This window comes from Halobacillus trueperi, assembly GCF_003386945.1.
Taxonomy (GTDB): Bacteria; Bacillota; Bacilli; order Bacillales; family Halobacillaceae; genus Halobacillus; species Halobacillus aidingensis.
Genome location: NZ_QUAE01000020.1, coordinates 1 through 21894 on the forward strand (window position 1 = coordinate 1; position 21894 = coordinate 21894).

Consider the following 21894-nt stretch of genomic DNA (forward strand, 5'->3'; position numbering starts at 1 on the left):
TGAGATTTCCCTTTGCTTTAAGCAAATAAGATCCCTCAGAGACGATGAGGTTGATAGGTCCGAGGTGGAAGCGTGGTGACACGTGGAGCTGACGGATACTAATGGATCGATGACTTATCTATCTGATAAAAATCATTCGTGAAAAAAGCGTACCTTTTCAAACAAGATGTTTCCTTATCCAGTTTTGAGGGTTCACCTCAAACTTTATATTGATGTGGTGGTGAAGGCGAAGAGGTCACACCTGTTCCCATGCCGAACACAGCAGTTAAGCTCTTCAGCGCCGATGGTAGTCGGGTTTACCCCCGTGAGAGTAGGACGCCGCCACATCATTTGGAAAACCAGAAGATCCTTCTTCTGGTTTTTTTCTATATCTACTTCCTTAAACATAGATATAAAGAAAGGAGGGATAGCTTGAACTGGTCATATTTCTTTCATGATGACATTCTTTTGTTTGTATTCCGGTTATTTTTTGCACTCATTCTTTCAGGGGTGATTGGATTTGAAAGGGAAGTCAAGAATCATTCGGCTGGCTTCCGTACCCATATTCTTGTGGGGGTCGGGGCTTGTATGATGATGCTTCTTTCTTTATATGGATTTGAAACGTTCATTGATCAATATGAACAAGTCCGTTTCGACCCGGCTCGTATCCCTTCCTATGTAATTAGTGGCATTGGATTTTTAGGGGCGGGGACAATTATCGTCAACGGAATGACCATTAGAGGATTAACTACAGCAGCATCCATTTGGACGGTGGCTGGCATTGGTCTCGTCGTTGGTGCAGGGATGTATGATGTGGCGACGGTCACAACAATCTTCGTGCTTATGAGTTTAGTCTTCCTAAATAAGATAGAGAAAGAAAAGTTTAACGGGAATCGAAAAAACATTTATCAAGTAACCGTTGGTAAGGATGCCCCGGTTAATAAAGTGTTAACTGAATTCGAACAAATGAAGCTGGATGTCAGGAAAATAGATATTGTTGCCTTGGATCAAGACCAAAAAAAGGTTGTTGTTGAACTGAATAAAGGACAAAAGTATGATCGAGCCCTTCTTTTAGAACGTCTGTCTTTGATGGATGGTGTAGAAGAATGTGGACATCGGTATTAAAGGGCTGCACAGTTGAATCTGTGCAGTCTTTTTGTTTTATTTCATGATGAAAAGGGGAAACATAGAAGATGTAATTCTTCTAAACAAACAAGTTGCATGACAAAAGAAAATGAGTATAATAAAATTAAAGTCAAAGATAGTCAAAGTCAAAAGAGGGGGAGGGAGCATGCGGAATATCTCTGATGTTATTGAAGAATATCTCAAGGAGATCTTAGATGAAAATCGGCACCAGGCGATTGAAATCAAGCGTAGTGAACTTGCCGAGAAATTTGATTGTGTACCTTCTCAGATCAATTATGTGATTAAGACACGTTTTACAGTGGAAAAAGGATATATAGTGGAAAGTAAAAGAGGAGGCGGCGGGTATATTCGTATCAGCCGAATCCAACACCGTAAAGGGTCAGAGATGATTGAAGAGGTGATGGAGCTCATCAATCCCCATGTTTCTCAATCGAAAGCCATTGATGTTCTTGAAAGGCTGGTAGACTATGAGATCATCACTGATCGGGAAAGCAAACTGATGGCAAGTGTCATCGATCGCGACGTCCTAGCTTTTTCTTTACCTCTTCGTGATGAAGTTCGCGCGCGAATCATGACAGCCATGCTATTCACCCTTAAATACAAATGTTGAGTGAGAAGGGAGAGATTCAGATGGAGTGTCAGAAATGTCATCAGCGTCCTGCAACCGTCCATTTGACGCAGGTGATTAATGGTCAAAAATCAGAAGTCCATGTATGTGAAAAATGTGCGAAGGAAAATGGGTACATGAATTACGGGGAAGAGAACTTCACCTTGAATGATCTCCTTTCAGGTCTGTTCCATTCCGAGGGACCTTCTCCTTTAAAAGGGCAGAGCGCTCACTCTTATACTCAAAAGCCGAAACTGAAATGTCCCAACTGTGGGCTCAGCTATGAGGAGTTTGCAAGGATAGGGAAGTTTGGTTGTGCGGACTGCTATAAAACGTTCGATGAGCGCCTGAATCCCATCCTGCGCCGTGTTCACAGTGGGAATACCAGACATGATGGCAAGATTCCGAAACGTGAAGGTGGCAACTTGCACCTGAAAAAAGAGATGGAAGAATATAAAACTAATCTTCGACAATTAATTGAGCAGGAAGAATTCGAAGAGGCAGCGAAAGTTAGAGATAAGATAAGATCACTAGAAAGTCAACTGCATCATAGGGAGGATGGTGATGAGTAATGTCTTTACAGCAATTCATGAATGAAGCAATTAGTCCATGGATGAAGCAAGAAGGTCCGGACAGCGATATTGTACTCAGCAGCCGTATACGACTTGCTCGTAATTTCTCACAACATCCTTTTCCTATCATTGCTTCCGAAGAGACTTTGAACAAAGTATTGGAATTCTTCCAACAAGAGTTCCAAAAGAAGTCCTTCAGAGATTATAAAGATTTTGAGCTGGTCCAGATGAAAGATTTACAGCCAATTGAAAAGAGAGTGTTGGTAGAAAAACATTTGATCAGTCCACACTTGGCTGAAAAAGCGGAGAAGTCGGCTTCTCTCATTTCACAAAATGAGCAAGTATCAATCATGATTAATGAAGAGGATCATATTCGCATACAGTTATATTTCCCTGGTTTTCAGTTGGATCAGGCACTAGAACAAGCCAGTCAATTGGATGATTGGCTCGAAGAAAAAGTGGATTATGCTTTTGATGAGAAGCGTGGTTATTTGACCGCCTGTCCGACCAATGTAGGTACGGGGATGAGAGCTTCAGTTATGATGCACTTGCCCGCCCTATCCATGACGAACCAGATCAACCGGATGACACCGGCCATTAACCAGCTGGGTCTTGTGGTGAGAGGCATTTACGGGGAAGGTAGTGAAGCTCTGGGGAACATTTTTCAGATATCCAACCAGATTACCCTTGGTAAATCGGAAGAGGATATTGTGGAGGACCTTCACAGTGTCGTTAAGCAACTGATAGAACAGGAGAGAAAAGCAAGAGAAGCATTGATGACTCGTTCAAGCGTTCAGTTGGAAGACCGTATCTTTCGTTCCTATGGTGTTTTGACCAATAGTCGAATCATAGAATCTAAGGAGGCGGCGAAATGCCTTTCTGACCTGAGACTTGGCATTGATCTAGGATTCATCGATCATATCCCACGCACGATTTTAAATGAATTGATGGTTCTTACACAGCCCGGATTCTTGCAACAATACGCTAAGACTCCTTTATCCCCTGATGAAAGGGATGTAAGAAGAGCATCTTTAATTCGCGAACGACTTCAATTAGAAAATGAAGAATAATGTTAGGAGGGAATGTCCATGATGTTTGGGCGATTTACAGAAAGAGCACAAAAAGTATTGGCGCTGGCTCAGGAAGAAGCTGTTCGTTTAGGTCATAATAACATTGGCACGGAGCATATCCTTTTAGGCTTAGTTAGTGAAGGGGAAGGCATAGCTGCCAAAGCTCTGACCGCATTAGGCCTTGAGTCTTCAAAAATCCAACAAGAAGTAGAGAAATTAATCGGTAAGGGAGAGAAAGTTTCCCAAACGATTCATTATACGCCTCGTGCGAAAAAAGTCATCGAGCTTTCTATGGATGAAGCTCGTAAACTGGGACACTCTTACGTAGGAACAGAACATATTCTTCTTGGATTGATCCGTGAAGGAGAAGGAGTGGCTGCCCGTGTACTGAATAACCTGGGTGTGAGCTTGAATAAGGCTCGTCAGCAAGTTTTACAATTGCTTGGGAACAATGAGTCCACAGGAGGTCAAAACCGTCGTGGTGGCGGATCAGGTGCTCAGGCGGCGAATGCGAATACACCGACTCTTGATTCACTAGCACGTGACCTTACGGCGATTGCGAAAGAGGGCAACATTGACCCTGTCATCGGTCGAAGTAAAGAAATCGAGCGTGTCATCCAAGTATTGAGCCGTCGTACGAAAAATAACCCGGTTCTTGTCGGTGAGCCTGGTGTTGGTAAAACAGCCATCGCAGAAGGTCTGGCTCAGCAGATTATGAACAATGAAGTACCAGAGATTCTTCGCGATAAGCGAGTGATGACACTTGATATGGGTACCGTCGTTGCCGGCACCAAATATCGTGGTGAATTTGAAGATCGTTTGAAAAAAGTGATGGAAGAAATTCGTCAGGCGGGGAACATCATCCTGTTTATTGACGAGCTTCACACGTTGATCGGTGCTGGTGGCGCAGAAGGTGCCATTGATGCATCCAACATTCTTAAGCCGTCCCTTGCCCGAGGTGAGTTGCAATGTATCGGTGCCACGACACTCGATGAGTACCGTAAATATATTGAAAAGGATGCCGCTCTTGAGCGTAGGTTCCAGCCTATTCAGGTGGATGAACCGAACCTTGATGAATCCATCCAAATCTTGCAAGGTCTTCGTGACCGTTATGAGGCCCACCACCGTGTGACGATTACGGATGATTCCATTGAATCTGCGGTCCGTTTCTCTGATCGTTACATCACAGACCGCTTCCTACCGGATAAAGCGATTGACTTAATTGATGAAGCTGCATCCAAAGTCCGCCTGCGCTCCTACACAGCTCCACCGAACTTGAAAGAGTTAGAGCAAAAGCTTGAGGAAGTGCGAAAAGAGAAGGATGCTGCTGTACAGAGTCAGGAATTTGAAAAAGCTGCCTCCTTAAGAGACAGTGAACAGCGCTTGAGAGATGAGTTGGAACAAACGAAAGATGAGTGGAAAGAAAAGCAAGGGCAGGAGGATTCCGAAGTTACAGTGGAAGACATTGCTTCTGTCGTATCCACTTGGACGGGAGTGCCTGTATCCAAGATGACCAAAGATGAGAGTGAACGTCTCCTTCATCTCGAAGATACGCTTCACAACCGGGTCATCGGACAGGAAGAAGCAGTCAAAGCGATTTCCAAAGCAATCCGCCGTGCTCGTGCCGGACTTAAAGATCCGAAACGTCCAATCGGTTCGTTCATCTTCCTGGGACCAACAGGTGTCGGTAAAACAGAACTGGCCCGTGCCTTAGCAGAGAGCATGTTCGGAGAAGAAGATGCGATGATTCGAATCGACATGTCCGAGTATATGGAAAAACACAGTACGTCTCGACTTGTCGGGTCACCTCCAGGTTACGTCGGCTATGATGAAGGCGGGCAATTAACAGAGAAAGTACGCAATAAGCCTTACTCTGTTGTCCTCCTTGATGAAATTGAAAAGGCGCACCCGGAAGTATTCAACATTCTACTCCAAGTGCTTGAAGATGGTCGTCTGACTGATTCCAAAGGACGTGTGGTGGATTTCCGTAACACCGTGTTGATTATGACATCAAACGTTGGAGCTCAAGAATTGAAGCAAAACAAATATGTCGGTTTCTCCATGGGCGATGCGGATCAGGATTACAAAGACATGAAGTCTAAAGTTACGGATGCCTTGAAGAAAGCGTTCCGTCCAGAATTCCTGAACCGTATCGATGAAACGATCGTGTTCCATTCCCTAGAGAGAAAGCACATGAAAGATATCGTAACATTGATGGTCGAAGAGCTGCGTAAACGTCTGAAAGAACAAGAGATCGACTTTGTCTTGTCCGATGACGCTATTCAGCATATTGCAGAATCAGGGTTCGATCCTGAATACGGGGCCCGTCCATTGCGCCGCTCCATTCAGAAGAACGTTGAGGATCTGCTTTCAGAAGAACTCTTGAAAGAGAACATTGCAAAAGGGCAAAGTGTGAAAATTGATCTCGATGACGATAAGAACTTTGTCGTCTCCACGCAGCAAGAGTCTACAAATTAAATAGATGTATAGAAGTTATGAAGGCTTGACTACAGATGATTGAAGGAACGCGAAGAAAGGGCTGCTCCCTTTCTTCTATTTCATAGAAATCCATCATAAAGTGAACAGGGCCTAAGAAAAATCGGAAGGGTTTGCCTTCCGATTTTTTTCTTCTTCCGCTATGATTTTACTAAGAATGATTTAATACAATTGATAAGATTGTGAAACTCATTCACAATCTTTTACGTATAGAATAATAAGAATAAGGAGCGCGATGATCTTGGCAAAAAGGAAAACGAAGTTTGTTTGCCAGGAATGTGGGTATGAGACACCTAAATGGATGGGAAAATGTCCGGGGTGTAATCAATGGAACACGCTGGTCGAAGAAATGACGGCTGCTCCGGCGAATTCCAGACATGTGTTTCAGACAAGCTCCACTTCCGCAACAACGAAACCAGAAAAAATAACACAAATCAAATCACAAAAAGAACCGCGTATGCCGACGGATATGCCTGAATTCAACCGGGTTTTAGGTGGAGGAATCGTGGCGGGGTCTTTAGTTTTGATCGGCGGAGATCCGGGAATCGGTAAATCCACTCTTTTACTCCAAGTCTCTGCGCAGATCGCCAAAAAAGATTTTCCTGTCCTCTACATATCCGGAGAGGAGTCATCGAGACAAACGAAGCTTCGGGCCGAACGTTTGGATATTACATCCGATGAACTCTATGTTCTATCGGAAACGAACTTACAGGATGTCATCAACCAAATTGAAAACATTGAACCAAGGTTTGTGGTCATAGACTCGATCCAGACGATTTTCAAAGAAGACGTCACCTCTGCTCCAGGGAGTGTTTCTCAAGTTCGTGAGTGTACGAGTCATTTGATGAGAATTGCTAAAAGCAAAGGTATTCCTATTTTCATCGTTGGGCATGTTACTAAAGAAGGTTCGATTGCCGGCCCACGTCTGCTTGAACATATGGTGGATGCAGTTCTTTATTTTGAAGGGGAGAGGCATCACACATTTAGAATTCTAAGAAGTGTGAAGAACCGTTTCGGAAGCACTCATGAAATGGGAATCTTCGAAATGAAGGAGAAAGGTCTGGAAGAGGTTCTGAACCCTTCAGAGATTTTCCTCGAAGAACGCTCGCAAGGGGCTGCAGGTTCGATCGTAGTGGCTTCCATGGAAGGGACAAGGCCGGTACTTGTAGAAATACAAGCCCTGATTTCACCTACGGCTTACGGCAACCCGAGACGGATGGCTACAGGCCTTGATAACAGCCGGGTACCGCTTTTAATGGCGGTCTTGGAAAAGAGAGCAGGGCTCCTGCTTCAGAACCAGGATGCTTACGTAAAAGTCGCTGGTGGAGTGAAATTGGATGAGCCGGCGATTGACTTAGCGGTTGCGATCAGCATTGCCTCAAGTTTCAGGGATCAGTCTTCGAATGGAGATGATGTCGTCGTTGGGGAAGTTGGCTTAACGGGTGAGATACGAAGAGTGGCCAGAATTGAGCAAAGAGTCCAGGAAGCGGCGAAGTTAGGCTTTAAAAGGGTTATCATTCCGAAGAAGAACATGGATGGCTGGACGCCTCCTTCTCAAATCGAAGTGATCGGTGTCAGTACCGTTCAGGAGGCGATGAAGGTTACACTGGGGGATTCATAAATGGAATGGCATGAAATCAAAGAAAATGGCATCGGAGAAATTCTTCAGCTAGTGGCACCTGGGACCCCTTTAAGAGACGGGATTGATAATGTCCTACGTGCAAAGACAGGCGGGTTGATTGTGCTCGGATATGGCGACCACATGCGGGAACTTGTCGATGGTGGTTTCCATATCCAGTCTGATTTCACCCCCGCCCACCTTTACGAACTGGCGAAAATGGATGGGGCATTAATTTTGAATGATGAAGGGACGCGGATTCTTTATGCTAATGCGCAGTTGATGCCGGACCCGGACATCCTATCCACGGAAACGGGGATGAGGCACCGGACGGCAGAGCGTGTGGCTAAACAAACGGGCGCGCTCGTCATTGCTATATCTCAACGCCGAAACGTGATCACGTTGTATAAAGGCTCTCTCCGTTACTCACTGAAAGATATTGGTGTCATTTTGACGAAGGCCAATCAGGCGATTCAAACGTTGGAAAAGTATAAAAATGTCCTCGACCAAAGCGTAACGAATCTTGGCGCGATGGAGTTTGAAAACATGGTTTCCTTTTCCGAAGTCGTTCAGGTCGTCCACCGGATTGAAATGGTGCTACGGACGAAAACAGAGATTTTGAACTATGTGAATGAGCTTGGAACAGAGGGACGTTTGATTCAGCTGCAATTGACAGAATTAGTTTCGAATATCGAAGATGAAGCAACCTTGCTTTTGCGCGATTACAGTAAGCGTCCTGATTATGAACCATATTATATTTTGAGAAAAATGCAGGAAATCACCAATACGGAACTTCTCTCAGATGAGCAAGTATTGAAACTCTTGGGGTATTCACCGAATACGAAGTTGGCAGACCCTATCGTACCAAGAGGGTACCGGATTTTAAGCCGGATCCCTAGACTTCCCGTGCTCATTATTGAACACTTGGTCGAAAGATTCGGTACGTTGGAAGAATTGATCCAGGCTTCTCCGAAAGAGCTTGTTAAAGTCGATGGTGTCGGTGAGATTCGTGCGATGAAAATTAGAGATGGTCTTGACCGCATACAGGAACAATTGTTCGTAGACCGACATATATAAGAACATTGACTTATTTGTGAACAATGTGATATGATAATTTGTTTAACTCATTGACTTAATTTGGAAGTTGTGCTAAGTTAAAAACCATCATTCCTTTTTTATATGGTTAATGGTTGTTAGGTTTGGTCATACTGTGTTTGAGGAGGTGAATACAAGTGCTTAAACGTATCGTACAGTTGTTTATTGTCATAACCGGCGGAACTATCGGTTACCTCTATTTCCCAGAGCTGTTTACAACCATGGGTCTGACTTGGCAGAATTGGATTCAATCTGTCTTAGGGGCCGTACTAGGAGCACTTATATTATTTTTATTTACTTTTTGGATTGTGGATTATATTGTCGATTTTTTAAGGTGGGTCGAGGATACCCTCGTCCGGGCGCCGGTAGCGGATCTGCTGTTCGGTAGTCTCGGTTTGATTGTCGGGCTGATCATCGCCTACTTGATCAACATCCCTGTACAAGATATCCAGATTCAAGTGGTTAACCAGGTCGTCCCGATCTTTTTAACATTCTTATTAGGCTACTTCGGTTTTCAGGTCGGTTTTAAGCGTAAGGATGAATTCTTGAACTTGGTTTCAAAGAAAGACAGGAAGCCAGAGGAAGAGCGTCAGGGAGATTCAACTGCGGATCCTGCTCTGATTCCGAAACGAAAAATTTTGGATACAAGTGTCATCATTGATGGCCGCATCGCGGATATTTGTGATACACATTTCCTTGAAGGAACGATTGTGATTCCGCAATTCGTATTGGAAGAATTGCAGCACATCGCTGATTCATCCGATGGTCTGAAAAGAAATCGTGGTCGTCGTGGGTTGGATGTCTTGAACCGTCTTCAAAAAGACCTCCCGGTGAATGTTGAAATTTACGAAGGGGATTTCGAAGACATTCAGGAAGTGGACAGTAAGCTTGTGAAGCTTGCGAAGGTAATGAACGGAATTGTTGTAACGAACGATTTCAACTTGAATAAAGTTTGTGAGTTTCAGAATGTCCAAGTCTTGAACATTAATGATCTTGCGAATGCTGTTAAACCGGTCGTGCTTCCAGGAGAAGAGATGACGATTCAAGTCATCAAAGACGGGAAAGAGCAGAATCAAGGGGTCGCCTACTTGGATGACGGCACAATGATCGTAGTCGAAGAAGGAAAAGACTTTATCGGAAAGACGATTGAAGTCGTAGTCACAAGCGTGTTGCAGACATCAGCCGGCCGTATGATCTTTGCAAAGCCGAAATCACTTGAAAAAGCCTTGTAAAAACGGTATAAACAAATAGAGAATGACAAAAGTGATAACATGCGTGTTATCGCTTTTGTTGTTTTATGAACGTCTAAACAAACGTAGGATGGATACGCATGAAAAAATATACAGCCATTATACTTGCGGCAGGACAGGGTAAACGGATGCTCGCCGGTCGTAATAAGCAGTTTTTGAAAATCGGTGACCAGCCACTGATCTGTCACACCCTTTCCGTTTTTGATCAAGATGAGTGGTGTGAAGAGTTGATCATAGTAACCAATGAACGCGAACGGTCTCAGATGGAAGAACTTCTAAAAAAATATCCGCTCCGACAATCGGTTCATCTTGTTGATGGGGGAGCAGAACGGCAGGATAGTGTATTTGCAGGGCTGGAAGCTGTTCGAAACAGAGAGCTTCCTGTTTTTATTCATGACGGCGCGCGCCCGTTTGTACCCCAAGAGCTCTTACACGAACTGTCTGTGACGGCATACGAAAAAAAGGCCGCACTTCTTGCCGTACCTGTGACGGATACAATCAAGCAGAAGTCAGACCATGGTTTGGATACACTGGATAGAAGTACGTTATGGGCGGCTCAGACACCTCAAGCCTTCTCTTATGATTTAATTTATGAAGCGCATGAACGAGCGAGGAAAAGCAGATACTACGGCACAGATGACGCTTCCCTCGTGGAGCGGTTGGACAAAGATGTGGCAATCGTGAAGGGAAGCTATGACAATATCAAGCTTACGACTCCGGAAGACTTACATAAAGCCCAAGCTTACTTGAGTAATCAAAGAAATGGAAAGGTGGAGGATGGCCCTATGTTTCGTGTCGGCCAAGGATTTGATGTACACCAATTGACGGAAGGACGTCCATGTATCATTGGAGGTATTGAAATCCCACATGAGAAAGGGCTGCTCGGCCACTCAGATGCAGATGTTCTTCTTCACACCATTGCAGATGCATGTCTTGGAGCGATTGGCGAAGGGGATATCGGTAAACATTTTCCAGACACGGATCCTGCTTTTAAAGACGCCGACTCCGGCAAATTGCTTCAGCATGTGTGGGATATCGTGACAGAGCATGGATATGAACTTGGGAATATGGATTGTACGGTCATTGCCCAGGCACCAAAAATGGCCCCCTACATTGAAGAAATCCGTGAAAACATCGCTTCCCTCCTCAGGGTTGAACCTGGACGGATCAACGTGAAAGCAACGACGACGGAAAAACTCGGCTTTACGGGCCGGAATGAAGGAATTGCTGCTCAAGCGGTTGTCCTTTTGCAAAATAATCAGCATTCCTAGACAAAAAATGATAAAATAAGTCAAGGATATAGACCGGAATAGGAAAGGAGAACAATTATGTCTAACGAAGTACGGGTGCGCTATGCACCAAGTCCGACAGGGCACCTTCACATTGGTAATGCAAGGACTGCTCTATTCAACTACCTTTATGCGAAAAATGCAGGTGGAAAGGTAGTGATTCGTATTGAGGATACGGATGAAAAACGAAACGTCGAGGGCGGAGAAAAGAGCCAGCTCGACTACTTGAAGTGGTTGGGAATTGAATGGGACGAGAGTTCAGAAAAAGGCGGCGAATATGGTCCTTACCGTCAGATGGAACGTCTCGATATTTATAAGAAATATGTGGACGAATTGATGGAACGCGGTCTTGCTTATAAATGTTATATGACTTCAGAAGAGCTTGAAGCAGAACGTGAAGCGCAAATGGCACGAGGCGAAGCGCCGAAATACTCTGGGGCGCACCGCGACCTTACAGAGGAACAAATCGCAGCATTTGAAGCGGAGGGCCGTAAGCCTAGTATTCGTATCCGTGTCCCTGAAAACCATACGTACACGTTCAATGATATCGTCCGTGGCGACATTACTTTTGAATCCAGTGATTTTGGTGATTGGGTCATCGTTAAGCAGAACGGAACACCAACGTATAATTTCGCTGTTGCGATTGATGATTACTTAATGAAAATTACACACGTCCTTCGTGGGGAAGAGCATATTTCCAATACACCGAAACAAATGATGGTGTATGAAGCATTCGATTGGGAACCTCCGAAGTTCGGTCATATGACGTTGATCCTCAACGAAGAGCGCAAGAAACTGAGTAAGCGTGATCAGCACATTCTTCAGTTTATTGAACAATATAAGAACCTTGGATACCTTCCAGAAGCTCTCTTCAACTTCATCACTTTACTAGGCTGGTCGCCAGTTGGGGAAGAAGAAATTTTTACACAGGATCAGCTTGTTGAAATCTTTGATGCGGACAGACTTTCCACTTCACCTGCGGTCTTCGATCCCGCGAAGCTGAAGTGGATGAACAACCAGTATATCAAAGCCTCTGATTTGGACCGCGTAGTCGAACTTGCCCTTCCTCATTTAGTTGAGGCTGGACGCTTGTCTGAAGATATGAGCGAGGAAGATCGCAAGTGGGCTCGGGAACTGATCAGCCTTTATCAGGAACAACTGAGCTACGGAGCAGAAATCGTCGAGCTTACCGAATTGTTCTTCAAACAGGAAATTCAGTATGATGAAGCTGCGATGGAAGTTCTTGAAGGTGAACAAGTACCGGAAGTGTTGGAAACGTTCAAGAAGAACCTTCGTGAGCTTGAAGAATTCACACCTGAAAACATTAAAAAGCAAATCAAAGCTGTTCAAAAAGAAACCGGCCATAAAGGGAAAAAGCTGTTCATGCCTGTCCGTGTCGCCACAACAGGTCAAACCCATGGCCCTGAACTTCCGAACGCGATTCACTTGCTTGGGCTGGAAACGGTAACGGTCCGTCTGAATGATGTATTAAGCAAGTTACAAGCTTAATTCGTTCACAAGTGGGAAAGAATATCATATAGTAGAGATACCTATACGAAACGTTGATGAGGAGAAGTAAAGGGCCCCTCTCTTCTACAGAGAGAATCACCACGGCTGGGAGTGATTCGTAGAGAAGCCTTTGAAATGCACCTCGGAGTCTTCGGCTGAACGAAGTATGCCGAAGCGGGTACCTTCCGTTATCAAGGGTGAAGCGGGGAAGGCAAAAAAGCCGATCCCAAACAGAGTGGAACCACGTTCGACGCGTCTCTGTGCCATTGGCACAAAGGCGCGTTTTTTATTTTTATGGGGAACGCTTCTGTTTCAGTACAAGGAGGGGAGCAAGTATGGGGCTGTTCAAAATGTTTAAAGAAGATGTCGATGTGGTGTTCGATCAAGATCCTGCTGCTCGTTCTTATATTGAAGTGATTCTGACCTATTCAGGACTGCATGCGATATGGGCACACCGGGTGGCCCATGCTTGTCACAAACGGAAGTTTTTCTTCCTGGCCCGGCTCATATCCCAATGGAGCCGCTTCCTGACAGGCATTGAAATCCATCCCGGAGCGAAAATCGGGCGGCGGTTTTTCATCGATCATGGCATGGGGGTCGTCATTGGGGAAACGTGTGAGGTTGGAGATAATGTGACGATCTTTCAAGGGGTGACGCTTGGAGGGACAGGGAAAGAAAAAGGGAAAAGACACCCGACTCTCCTTGATAATTCATTAGTCGCCACAGGAGCGAAAGTGCTGGGGTCGATCACGATTGGGGAAAACTCTAAAGTAGGGGCCGGTTCTGTTGTGCTCCACGATGTTCCGAACAATTCGACGGTCGTCGGCATCCCTGGTCATGTCGTCATCCAAGATGGCAAGAAAGTCCAAAAGAAGGACCTGGACCATCACAAACTCCCAGATCCTGTGTACGACCGTTTGAATGAGATCGAGAAGGAAATGGCGGAACTGCGCAAACAATTGGAGGAAACCAAAGGAGTGAACCAACATGGCGATTAACATATACAACACACTGACAAGAAAAAAAGAGCCGTTTCAGCCGCTGGAAGAAGGAAAAGTGAAAATGTACGTTTGCGGTCCAACGGTTTATAACTACATTCACATTGGGAACGCAAGGCCGGCGATCGTATTCGATACAGTGAGAAGATACTTTGAATACAGAGGCTACGATGTGCACTATGTGCTCAACTTTACGGATGTCGATGACAAATTGATTAAAGCAGCGAATGAAATGGGCGAAGGAGTCACAGATATCGCCAATCGCTTCATTACGGCTTACAAAGAAGATGTAGGTGCCCTCGGCGTAAAAGAAGCAGTGGATCATCCACGCGTGACCGAAAACATGGATGAGATTATCAGCTTTATCCAGGGATTGATCGACAAAGGCTTCGCTTATGAAGCGGGAGGGGACGTGTATTTCCGTACGCGATCCTTCGACCAATACGGAAAGCTTTCTCACCAGTCCATTGATGAGTTAAGGTCCGGGTCGAGAATTGAAGTCGGGGATAAAAAAGAAGATCCGCTTGATTTCACCCTTTGGAAAGATGCGAAAGAAGGTGAAATCACATGGGATAGTCCGTGGGGGAGTGGCCGCCCGGGTTGGCATATCGAGTGCTCCGCGATGGCGAAGAAATACCTTGGCGAAACGATCGATATCCATGCAGGTGGGCAGGATTTGACCTTCCCACACCATGAGAATGAGATCGCGCAATCAGAAGCCCATAATGGGGAATCTTTTGCGCGCTATTGGATGCATAACGGGTACATTAATATTGACAACGAAAAAATGTCGAAGTCCCTCGGTAACTTCATCCTTGCCCATGATCTAGTGAAAAAGCATGACCCTCAAGTGATCCGCTTTTTCATGCTGAGTGTACAATACCGTCATCCAATCAACTTCAGTGATGAGTTATTGAAAGGGGCGAAAAGCAGCTTTGACCGCATCAAGAATGCGTATGAGAACATCCAACATCGGAAAGAATCCACGATGAGCTTAGAGGATGATCAAGGCGAGTGGCTTGATAAAGTGGCTGGGTTCAAGGAGCAATTCATTAAAGAAATGGATGATGACTTTAACACGGCGAATGCGATTTCTGTCCTGTTTGATTTAACTAAAGCGGCGAACTTATATTTACAGGAAGACCAGACTCATGAAAAGGTATTAACGGCCTTTCAAGAGTTGTTCGAAGAATTGACAGGTGTCCTCGGCATTCAGCTGCAGGCACAGGAAGAATTGCTTGATGAGGAAGTGGATGCTCTGATCGAGGAGCGTAAGCAAGCTAGAAAGAACCGAGACTTCGCACGTGCCGACCAAATTCGTGATGAGTTGAAAGATCGCAATATTATCCTTGAAGATACATCCCAGGGCACGAGATGGAAGCGAGGGTAAGACAATGGCGATCGCAAATGCGAAACAAATGAAGAGTCTTGCTCTCGCCTATATGGGTGACTCTGTTTATGAGCTTTATGTCAGACAGCATCTGCTGGAAAAAGGAGAGGTAAAGCCTCAACACCTTCACCAGGCAGCGATCCAGTTCGTATCGGCTGTGTCGCAGGCGAATGTTGTTAATGTATGGCAGGAAGAAGGAACGCTCACGGAAGAAGAGGAAGGTGTGCTTAGGAGAGGGCGGAACGCTAAATCGGGATCCGTCCCTAAAAACACCAATGTACAAACCTATCGTTATTCGACCGCATTCGAAGCAGTGTTAGGGTTTTTGTATTTATCCGGACAAACGGAGCGGCTGGAAATATTGATAAAGCATGCAATTCAAATCGTTGAAGAAAGGAGTGAAGCGTAATGAGTGGAGAATGGATCATCGGAAAGAACCCGGTACAGGAAGCCATCCGGTCCGGCAGACCGATCAATAAAGTGATGGTATCGGATCACCTGCAGCACCAGGCGTATAAAAAGCTTGAGCAGTTGGCCAAAGAACAAGGACTCATTGTCCAAAAAGTGCCAAAGAAGAAAATAGATCAGCTCGTGGATGGAAATCACCAGGGGGTCATTGCTTCGGTGGCTGCGTATGAATACAGTGATTTGGAAGATTTATTTGCGAAAGCAGAAGAAAAGGACGAGCCTCCATTTTTCATTATTTGTGATGAAATTGAAGATCCTCACAACCTCGGCTCCATTCTGCGTACGGCAGATGCGGCAGGAGCTCATGGTGTCATCATACCGAAAAGGCGTTCTGTGTCTTTAACGGCAACCGTTGCGAAAACGTCGACAGGTGCGATTGAGTATATACCAGTTGCTCGTGTAACGAACCTTGCCCGGACGATTGATGAGTTGAAAGAAAGGTTTGTATGGGTGGTCGGAACAGACGCTGTGGGTACGGAGGATTACCGTCAGCTTGACGGGAAAATGCCAATTGCCCTCGTCATTGGAAGTGAAGGTCGCGGCATGAGCCGATTAACGAAAGATAAGTGTGATTGGACGGTCAGCCTGCCGATGGCTGGAGAAGTGACTTCTTTGAACGCGTCTGTAGCTGCTTCCCTTTTGATGTACGAAGTCTATAGGAAGCGCCATCCGTTAGGGGAATAAGGCATGAACGTCTTAATTGTTGATGGATATAATATGATTGGCGCTTGGCCGGAATTGAAAAATCTAAAGGAGAAAGATCTCGGGCAGGCCCGGGATCTCCTTATAGAGATGATGGCGGAGTATCAATCCTATACCGGGGACCGGATCATGATTGTTTTTGATGCTTATCATGTCCGGGGAGTTGAAAAAAAACAAAAAAATTACAAAGTGGAAGTCATCTTTACAAAAGAGAATGAAACCGCTGATGAACGGATCGAAAAACTTGCTGGAGAATTGAATGATGTTCGTACTCAAGTCTATGTAGCTACTTCCGATTATGCTGAACAACGCACCATCTTCGGGCAGGGAGCTTTCAGGAAATCAGCAAGAGAGCTGTATATCGAAGTAAAGAATATTGAAAACCAAATAGAGAAAGATGTCGAAAGCCAGAATCAATATCCCTATCAATCTAAAATACCAATCAATAAAGAGGTGAGGGAACTCTTTGAGAAATGGCGGCGAGGAGATAAATAATTCTGACAACTTGTTGACGCTTTTCAGAATCGTACTGTATAATATTGCTATATTGAGGTAGCACGGTCGGAGGGATCCTGTGTGAGCATCTTACAAACGGAGAAAAGCACCAATGATTTGGATCTTAGCAAGCTTGATGACGAAGAAGTCGTTGAACGGATTAATCAAGGACAAGTCCAGGCGCTAGATTACTTGATCAATAAGTACAAGAATTTTGTGCGCGCGAAAGCTCGGACTTACTTTCTTATTGGCGCAGACCGGGAGGATATCGTCCAGGAGGGGATGATCGGTCTTTACAAAGCCATCCGCGATTACAGAGAGGGTAAGCTGTCATCCTTCAAAGCCTTTGCAGAATTATGTGTCACCCGTCAAATTATCACCGCAATTAAAACCGCCACAAGACAGAAGCATATCCCGTTGAATTCCTACGTTTCTTTGGACAAGCCCATTTATGATGAGGAATCAGATCGGACATTACTGGATGTCATCGCTGGTTCAAAAGCTATCGACCCACAAGAATTGATTGTTAATAAAGAGAAGTTTTCAGACATGGAAGAAAAAATGTCGGAGTTATTAAGTGATTTAGAGAAAAAAGTGCTGACCCTCTACTTGGACGGACGTTCCTACCAGGAGATTTCGGTCGAGCTCGATCGACACGTGAAATCTATTGATAACGCTTTACAACGTGTGAAGAGAAAGCTCGAAAAATACTTGGAAATCAATGAAATCACTCTATGAAAGCTGCATTGACAGTAATCGGTAAGAGTGCTACATTTAGTGAGTATGTGTAAACCTCTCTAGATTGAGGTGACGGATAATGAGAAAAAAAGTCATTTTAGCTTGTACAGAATGTTTAAGTCGGAATTATAGTTCATATATAAATCGATCCAACCAATCCGAACGTCTTGAAGTCCGCAAGTTTTGTAAAAAGTGCGGAACGCATACTTTACACCGCGAGACGAAATAGAGAAGGAAGCCAGTTGGCGCAAGTTTGGGGGTATTACAGCATGTTTAAGTTCTTCAAGAATGTAGCACGAGAGATGAAGAAGGTTAGTTGGCCCAAAGGTCAGGAACTGTGGAAGTACACGATTACGGTAATTTTGACTGTCACTTTCGTAGCTGTATTCTTCGCTATTGTAGATCTTGGGATTTCCCAGGTGCTTGAACTCATCGCTCAAGAATAGTAGAGTGGATTTTATGCTATAATAGGAGATAGACTTACAAAAAACCCGTTCCGCGGGTTTTTTCATGTTGGAGTAATATTCATCAACTCTAGTATAAGGGAGGGAAGGGCAAGCACTTGTCCTGCGAATATGGAAAAAAGATGGTATGTAGTGCACACCTATTCAGGTTATGAGAACAAGGTAAAAACAAACCTGGAGAAGCGTGTGGAATCAATGGGAATGGAAGACAAGATCTTCCGCGTACTTGTTCCCGAGGACGAAGAAACAGAAATCAAAAATGGCAAGAGGAAAGTGGCGAAGAAAAAAGTATTCCCTGGTTATGTATTGGCTGAAATGGTCATGACGGATGATTCCTGGTACGTTGTAAGGAACACGCCGGGTGTGACTGGTTTCGTAGGATCCACCGGTTCCGGATCCAAGCCGATCCCTCTCCTGCCGGAAGAAGTAGAGACGGTCCTTAAGCGTATGGGCATGAACGAACAGCCGAAAGCAGAGGTTGACTTCGAGGTGAAGGAAAGTGTTAAAGTAACAGACGGACCTTTCGCAAACTTCACAGGATCCATTGAATATATTGATACGGACAAACAAAAAGTGAAAGTCCACGTCAATATGTTCGGGCGTGAAACTCCGGTAGAGTTAGACTTTACCCAAATCGAAAAATTATAAAATTCATCTCTCCCCTTGCATATTGGAAATAAAGATGCTAGAATTTTTATGTTCTATATGCGCCCCAAAAGAGGGCGATTGCGTAGATATCGCAATGAGTGGGAGGGGTTGAACCCTATTACCACATCACGGACTTTAAGGAGGTGTGTCTCGTGGCTAAAAAAGTTATTAATGTTGTAAAGCTTCAGATTCCTGCAGGTAAAGCGAACCCAGCACCGCCAGTTGGACCAGCACTAGGTCAAGCAGGTATTAACATCATGGGATTCTGTAAGGAATTTAACGCTCGTACACAGGAACAAGCAGGTACGATCATTCCAGTAGAAATTACGGTTTATGAGGACCGTTCCTTTACATTCGTTACGAAAACTCCACCAGCTGCTGTTCTTCTTAAGAAAGCGGCAGGAGTTGAATCAGGTTCCGGTGAACCGAACCGTAACAAAGTAGCTTCTGTTAAACGCGACCAAGTGCGCGAAATCGCAGAAACGAAAATGCCTGATTTGAACGCTGCTGACGTTGAAGCTGCAATGCGCATGGTTGAAGGTACAGCGCGCAGCATGGGAATTACGATCGAAGATTAATCCCACAGCGTCACATGGAGATAGGAAAAGGTTGCGGAAATGGAGCTTGTGACTCTTTCGCAACCTTTATTCGTGGGAGGAAAATCCGTTAAAACCACAACGAGGAGGAAATTAATAATGGCTAAGAAAACGAAAAAGCAACAAGAGCTAGCGAAGCTTGTTGACCGTACAAAAGCTTATGATGTGCAAGAAGCAATCAAGCTTGTAAAAGAAACTTCAAAAGCGAACTTTGACGAAACTGTCGAAGCAGCATTCCGTCTAGGTGTAGATCCTAAGAAAGCGGACCAACAGATCCGTGGCGCGATGGTGCTTCCGCACGGTACAGGTAAATCTCAGCGTGTGCTTGTTTTCGCTAAAGGTGATAAAGCGAAAGAAGCAGAAGCAGCAGGTGCTGACTACGTAGGAGAACAAGACCTAATCAACAAGATCAACCAAGGTTGGTTCGAGTTTGATGTCGTAGTAGCAACTCCTGACATGATGGCTGAAGTTGGTAAGCTAGGTCGTGTACTAGGACCAAAAGGTCTTATGCCGAACCCTAAAACAGGTACAGTGACATTCGAAGTAGAAAAAGCTGTTAACGAAATCAAAGCAGGTAAAGTAGAATACCGCGTTGATAAAGCAGCAAACATCCATGTTCCAATCGGAAAAGCTTCTTTCGATGAGAACAAGTTGGCTGAAAACTTCGCAGCAATCACTGAAACACTTGTTAAAGCGAAGCCACAAGCATCTAAGGGAACTTATATGCGTAACGCTGCTGTTTCATCTACGATGGGACCTGGAATCAAAGTAGACGTTTCTGGTTACACGAAGTAATAAAAAAGTGTTGACTTTCCGTTATCTACGATATATACTAGGTAGCGTTGTATAAATAAATACGTTATACCGTAGACAGCAGGTGTGGGTTTCCGCTTAATGTCCTGCCGAGGTGTGTGATATAAATAGAGCAGCGCGATCTGCCCTGCTCTATAAAACACCTCCATGTCTATGTGGAGGTGTTTTTTTACGAGTAAAACCTTCGAACGGTATGATGAAAAGTCAATAGGAGGTGGAACAATGAGCAGTGTTATCGAACAGAAGAAACAGATTGTATCTGACTTGGCTGACAAGTTCCGCAACAGTAAATCTGCAGTCGTTGTAGACTACCGCGGACTTGATGTAGCAGAAGTTACTGAACTTCGTACCCAGCTTCGTGAAGCAGGCGTAGATTTCAAAGTGTATAAAAACACAATGGTCCGTCGTGCTGCTGACGAAGTAGAGCTATCTGAACTTAACGAAGTCCTTCAAGGACCGACAGCTGTCGCTTTCCATGAAGACGATGCTGTAGCTGCGGCTAAAGTATTGAACAACTTCGCTAAAGATCACGATAGCCTTGAAATCAAAGGTGGGGTAGTTGAAGGACAAGTTGCAACTCTTGAGCAAATCAAAGAACTTGCAAACCTTCCAAACTACGAAGGTCTTGTATCTATGTTCCTAAGCGTACTACAAGCACCTATCCGCAACTTCGCTTACGCTACGAAAGCGATCGCGGATCAAAAAGAAGAAGAAAGCGCGTAAGTTAGCGTTCGTTTAAACTATAACAACAAACACTAAGGAGGAAATTTCTCATGTCTAACGAACAAATTATCGAAGCGATTAAGGAAATGTCTGTTCTTGAGCTTAACGATCTAGTTAAAGCAATTGAAGAAGAATTTGGTGTATCTGCTGCAGCTCCAGTTGCTGCTGGCGCGCCTGCTGCAGGTGGCGAAGCTGCTGAAGAGCAAACTGAATTTGATGTAGTACTAGAATCTGCTGGATCTTCTAAGATCAAAGTAGTTAAAGCAGTACGTGAAATCACTGGTGCTGGTCTTAAAGACGCGAAAGAAATGGTTGATGGTGCTCCGGCAACAATCAAAGAAGCTATTTCTAAAGAAGAAGCTGAAGAGATCAAGTCTAAGCTTGAAGAAGCAGGCGCATCTGTCGAAGTTAAGTAAGAGAATGTTTAAAGTAAAGCTCGCTGATTTATCGGCGGGCTTTCTTTTTCTTAACAGGGATATTTAGCAAGAGTGCACATGTTTTGCTAGACTTGCTAGAAACAGGGAAAAAACCTTGCCATTTCAATAGATGAAAAAGAAGGTGTTCGGATTATGTCGGAGCATTATTATTCAAAGAAAACAACGACGAGCAGTGAAGAAAAAACGTGGAACTTTGAGTTGCTCGGTCATGTGTTCGCATTCACGACGGATCATGCCGTCTTTTCTAAAAAGGAAGTGGATTTTGGATCGCGTTTATTGATTGAAACCTTTCAAGAACCAGGTGTTCAAGGGGACATTCTTGACCTTGGTTGTGGCTATGGCCCGATCGGTTTGTCTCTAGCTAAAGCTCATGAAGGTCGTCACGTATTCATGGTCGACGTTAATGAGAGAGCTTTGGGACTTGCGGAGAAGAACGCAGCGGATAATGAAGTTGCGAACATTACGATTCGAGAAAGTGACCGTTTACAGGGAATAGAAGATCAGAAGTTTGCTGCTATTCTTACAAACCCGCCTATCCGAGCCGGTAAACAAGTCGTCCACACGATGTTTGAAGAAGCGAAGGAAGCTCTACTTGTTGAAGGGGAGTTGTGGGTCGTGATTCAAAAGAAGCAGGGGGCGCCGTCTGCAAAGAAGAAACTCGAAGAATTGTTCGGGAACGCAGAGGTCATGGAAAAGCAGAAAGGGTATTACATCCTTAAAGCTAAAAAGTTTGACTAGCCCTATTAGTTGTGCTAGTATTGAAAAATGCCAATATATCTGAAGTCTGTCAA

24 protein-coding genes, 2 rRNA genes and 2 other annotated features are annotated in these 21894 nt (G+C 44.6%); all 26 genes read left to right on the forward strand.

From position 1 onward, the window contains the following. A 23S ribosomal RNA gene (locus DYE48_RS17020) occupies positions 1-122 on the forward strand; the annotation flags it as partial. Positions 123-213: 91 nt separating this feature from the next. Further along, positions 214-327, forward strand: a 5S ribosomal RNA gene (rrf, locus tag DYE48_RS17025). Positions 328-411: 84 nt separating this feature from the next. Continuing rightward, positions 412-1104, forward strand: coding sequence for an MgtC/SapB family protein (locus DYE48_RS17030; RefSeq protein ID WP_089654462.1), 693 nt, complete (start codon positions 412-414; stop codon positions 1102-1104). A gap of 166 nt (positions 1105-1270) precedes the next feature. Continuing rightward, positions 1271-1735, forward strand: a complete 465-nt coding sequence (locus tag DYE48_RS17035) for a CtsR family transcriptional regulator (RefSeq protein ID WP_089654461.1) — start codon at positions 1271-1273, stop codon at positions 1733-1735. Positions 1736-1755: 20 nt separating this feature from the next. Further along, a complete protein-coding gene (gene mcsA, locus DYE48_RS17040; RefSeq protein WP_115824696.1) occupies positions 1756-2304 on the forward strand; it encodes a protein-arginine kinase activator protein McsA in 549 nt (182 codons plus the stop codon). Beyond that, positions 2304-3374: a protein-arginine kinase McsB gene (gene mcsB, locus DYE48_RS17045; RefSeq protein WP_089654459.1), complete on the forward strand. Its 1071-nt coding sequence runs from the start codon at positions 2304-2306 to the stop codon at positions 3372-3374. Before mcsA ends, mcsB begins: the two co-directional genes overlap by 1 nt. Positions 3375-3392: 18 nt before the next feature. After that, on the forward strand, positions 3393-5852 hold the full coding sequence (gene clpC, locus DYE48_RS17050; RefSeq protein WP_089654458.1) for an ATP-dependent protease ATP-binding subunit ClpC: 2460 nt from the start codon (positions 3393-3395) through the stop codon (positions 5850-5852). A gap of 259 nt (positions 5853-6111) precedes the next feature. Continuing rightward, positions 6112-7491: a DNA repair protein RadA gene (radA, locus tag DYE48_RS17055; RefSeq protein ID WP_089654457.1), complete on the forward strand. Its 1380-nt coding sequence runs from the start codon at positions 6112-6114 to the stop codon at positions 7489-7491. Further along, positions 7492-8565, forward strand: coding sequence for a DNA integrity scanning diadenylate cyclase DisA (gene disA, locus DYE48_RS17060; RefSeq protein ID WP_089654456.1), 1074 nt, complete (start codon positions 7492-7494; stop codon positions 8563-8565). Positions 8566-8720: 155 nt separating this feature from the next. Then, positions 8721-9815, forward strand: coding sequence for a PIN/TRAM domain-containing protein (locus DYE48_RS17065; RefSeq protein WP_089654455.1), 1095 nt, complete (start codon positions 8721-8723; stop codon positions 9813-9815). A gap of 98 nt (positions 9816-9913) precedes the next feature. Then, positions 9914-11104 carry a bifunctional 2-C-methyl-D-erythritol 4-phosphate cytidylyltransferase/2-C-methyl-D-erythritol 2,4-cyclodiphosphate synthase gene (locus DYE48_RS17070; protein WP_115824697.1) on the forward strand — a complete coding sequence of 397 codons (1191 nt, stop codon included), beginning with the start codon at positions 9914-9916 and terminating at the stop codon, positions 11102-11104. A 57-nt stretch (positions 11105-11161) separates the two neighbouring features. After that, on the forward strand, positions 11162-12631 hold the full coding sequence (gltX, locus tag DYE48_RS17075) for a glutamate--tRNA ligase (RefSeq protein WP_115824698.1): 1470 nt from the start codon (positions 11162-11164) through the stop codon (positions 12629-12631). A gap of 44 nt (positions 12632-12675) precedes the next feature. Continuing rightward, positions 12676-12894, forward strand: a binding site (T-box leader). A 78-nt stretch (positions 12895-12972) separates the two neighbouring features. After that, positions 12973-13629, forward strand: a complete 657-nt coding sequence (cysE, locus tag DYE48_RS17080) for a serine O-acetyltransferase (protein ID WP_115824719.1) — start codon at positions 12973-12975, stop codon at positions 13627-13629. Beyond that, a complete protein-coding gene (gene cysS / locus DYE48_RS17085) occupies positions 13619-15019 on the forward strand; it encodes a cysteine--tRNA ligase (RefSeq protein ID WP_115824699.1) in 1401 nt (466 codons plus the stop codon). Before cysE ends, cysS begins: the two co-directional genes overlap by 11 nt. A 4-nt stretch (positions 15020-15023) precedes the next feature. Beyond that, positions 15024-15428, forward strand: coding sequence for a Mini-ribonuclease 3 (locus tag DYE48_RS17090; RefSeq protein ID WP_115824700.1), 405 nt, complete (start codon positions 15024-15026; stop codon positions 15426-15428). Next, on the forward strand, positions 15428-16171 hold the full coding sequence (gene rlmB / locus DYE48_RS17095) for a 23S rRNA (guanosine(2251)-2'-O)-methyltransferase RlmB (protein ID WP_115824701.1): 744 nt from the start codon (positions 15428-15430) through the stop codon (positions 16169-16171). Before DYE48_RS17090 ends, rlmB begins: the two co-directional genes overlap by 1 nt. A gap of 3 nt (positions 16172-16174) precedes the next feature. Next, the gene (locus DYE48_RS17100) at positions 16175-16684 is read left to right on the forward strand and encodes an NYN domain-containing protein (RefSeq protein WP_115824702.1); all 510 of its coding nucleotides are present in this window, start codon (positions 16175-16177) and stop codon (positions 16682-16684) included. 81 nt (positions 16685-16765) lie between these two features. Beyond that, entirely contained in the window at positions 16766-17422 is a 657-nt protein-coding gene (gene sigH, locus DYE48_RS17105; RefSeq protein WP_089654448.1) for an RNA polymerase sporulation sigma factor SigH, read from the forward strand. Between the two features lie 79 nt (positions 17423-17501). Then, positions 17502-17651 (forward strand): 50S ribosomal protein L33, encoded by a 150-nt coding sequence (gene rpmG, locus DYE48_RS17110; RefSeq protein WP_074736204.1) that lies wholly within the window; start codon positions 17502-17504, stop codon positions 17649-17651. Positions 17652-17691: 40 nt separating this feature from the next. Further along, positions 17692-17868 carry a preprotein translocase subunit SecE gene (secE, locus tag DYE48_RS17115; protein WP_089654447.1) on the forward strand — a complete coding sequence of 59 codons (177 nt, stop codon included), beginning with the start codon at positions 17692-17694 and terminating at the stop codon, positions 17866-17868. Positions 17869-17997: 129 nt separating this feature from the next. Further along, on the forward strand, positions 17998-18534 hold the full coding sequence (nusG, locus tag DYE48_RS17120; protein ID WP_089654446.1) for a transcription termination/antitermination protein NusG: 537 nt from the start codon (positions 17998-18000) through the stop codon (positions 18532-18534). A gap of 152 nt (positions 18535-18686) precedes the next feature. Beyond that, positions 18687-19112, forward strand: coding sequence for a 50S ribosomal protein L11 (rplK, locus tag DYE48_RS17125; RefSeq protein WP_035511717.1), 426 nt, complete (start codon positions 18687-18689; stop codon positions 19110-19112). A gap of 117 nt (positions 19113-19229) precedes the next feature. Further along, positions 19230-19925: a 50S ribosomal protein L1 gene (rplA, locus tag DYE48_RS17130; protein ID WP_089654445.1), complete on the forward strand. Its 696-nt coding sequence runs from the start codon at positions 19230-19232 to the stop codon at positions 19923-19925. A 51-nt stretch (positions 19926-19976) separates the two neighbouring features. Continuing rightward, positions 19977-20123, forward strand: a sequence feature (ribosomal protein L10 leader region). Between the two features lie 42 nt (positions 20124-20165). After that, positions 20166-20666: a 50S ribosomal protein L10 gene (gene rplJ, locus DYE48_RS17135; RefSeq protein WP_089654444.1), complete on the forward strand. Its 501-nt coding sequence runs from the start codon at positions 20166-20168 to the stop codon at positions 20664-20666. A 50-nt stretch (positions 20667-20716) separates the two neighbouring features. After that, positions 20717-21082 (forward strand): 50S ribosomal protein L7/L12, encoded by a 366-nt coding sequence (rplL, locus tag DYE48_RS17140; RefSeq protein WP_089654443.1) that lies wholly within the window; start codon positions 20717-20719, stop codon positions 21080-21082. Positions 21083-21235: 153 nt separating this feature from the next. Next, positions 21236-21841, forward strand: coding sequence for a class I SAM-dependent methyltransferase (locus DYE48_RS17145; protein WP_115824703.1), 606 nt, complete (start codon positions 21236-21238; stop codon positions 21839-21841). Positions 21842-21894 lie beyond the last annotated feature (53 nt).

Coding starts and splice junctions, on each gene's coding strand:
- DYE48_RS17035 (WP_089654461.1), top strand. CDS start 1,271: ATGCGGAATATCTCTGATGTTATTGAAGAATATCTCAAGGAGATCTTA.
- mcsA (WP_115824696.1), top strand. CDS start 1,756: ATGGAGTGTCAGAAATGTCATCAGCGTCCTGCAACCGTCCATTTGACG.
- mcsB (WP_089654459.1), top strand. CDS start 2,304: ATGTCTTTACAGCAATTCATGAATGAAGCAATTAGTCCATGGATGAAG.
- clpC (WP_089654458.1), top strand. CDS start 3,393: ATGATGTTTGGGCGATTTACAGAAAGAGCACAAAAAGTATTGGCGCTG.
- disA (WP_089654456.1), top strand. CDS start 7,492: ATGGAATGGCATGAAATCAAAGAAAATGGCATCGGAGAAATTCTTCAG.
- DYE48_RS17070 (WP_115824697.1), top strand. CDS start 9,914: ATGAAAAAATATACAGCCATTATACTTGCGGCAGGACAGGGTAAACGG.
- gltX (WP_115824698.1), top strand. CDS start 11,162: ATGTCTAACGAAGTACGGGTGCGCTATGCACCAAGTCCGACAGGGCAC.
- cysS (WP_115824699.1), top strand. CDS start 13,619: ATGGCGATTAACATATACAACACACTGACAAGAAAAAAAGAGCCGTTT.
- DYE48_RS17090 (WP_115824700.1), top strand. CDS start 15,024: ATGGCGATCGCAAATGCGAAACAAATGAAGAGTCTTGCTCTCGCCTAT.
- rlmB (WP_115824701.1), top strand. CDS start 15,428: ATGAGTGGAGAATGGATCATCGGAAAGAACCCGGTACAGGAAGCCATC.
- DYE48_RS17100 (WP_115824702.1), top strand. CDS start 16,175: ATGAACGTCTTAATTGTTGATGGATATAATATGATTGGCGCTTGGCCG.
- rpmG (WP_074736204.1), top strand. CDS start 17,502: ATGAGAAAAAAAGTCATTTTAGCTTGTACAGAATGTTTAAGTCGGAAT.
- secE (WP_089654447.1), top strand. CDS start 17,692: ATGTTTAAGTTCTTCAAGAATGTAGCACGAGAGATGAAGAAGGTTAGT.
- nusG (WP_089654446.1), top strand. CDS start 17,998: ATGGAAAAAAGATGGTATGTAGTGCACACCTATTCAGGTTATGAGAAC.
- rplA (WP_089654445.1), top strand. CDS start 19,230: ATGGCTAAGAAAACGAAAAAGCAACAAGAGCTAGCGAAGCTTGTTGAC.
- rplJ (WP_089654444.1), top strand. CDS start 20,166: ATGAGCAGTGTTATCGAACAGAAGAAACAGATTGTATCTGACTTGGCT.
- rplL (WP_089654443.1), top strand. CDS start 20,717: ATGTCTAACGAACAAATTATCGAAGCGATTAAGGAAATGTCTGTTCTT.
- DYE48_RS17145 (WP_115824703.1), top strand. CDS start 21,236: ATGTCGGAGCATTATTATTCAAAGAAAACAACGACGAGCAGTGAAGAA.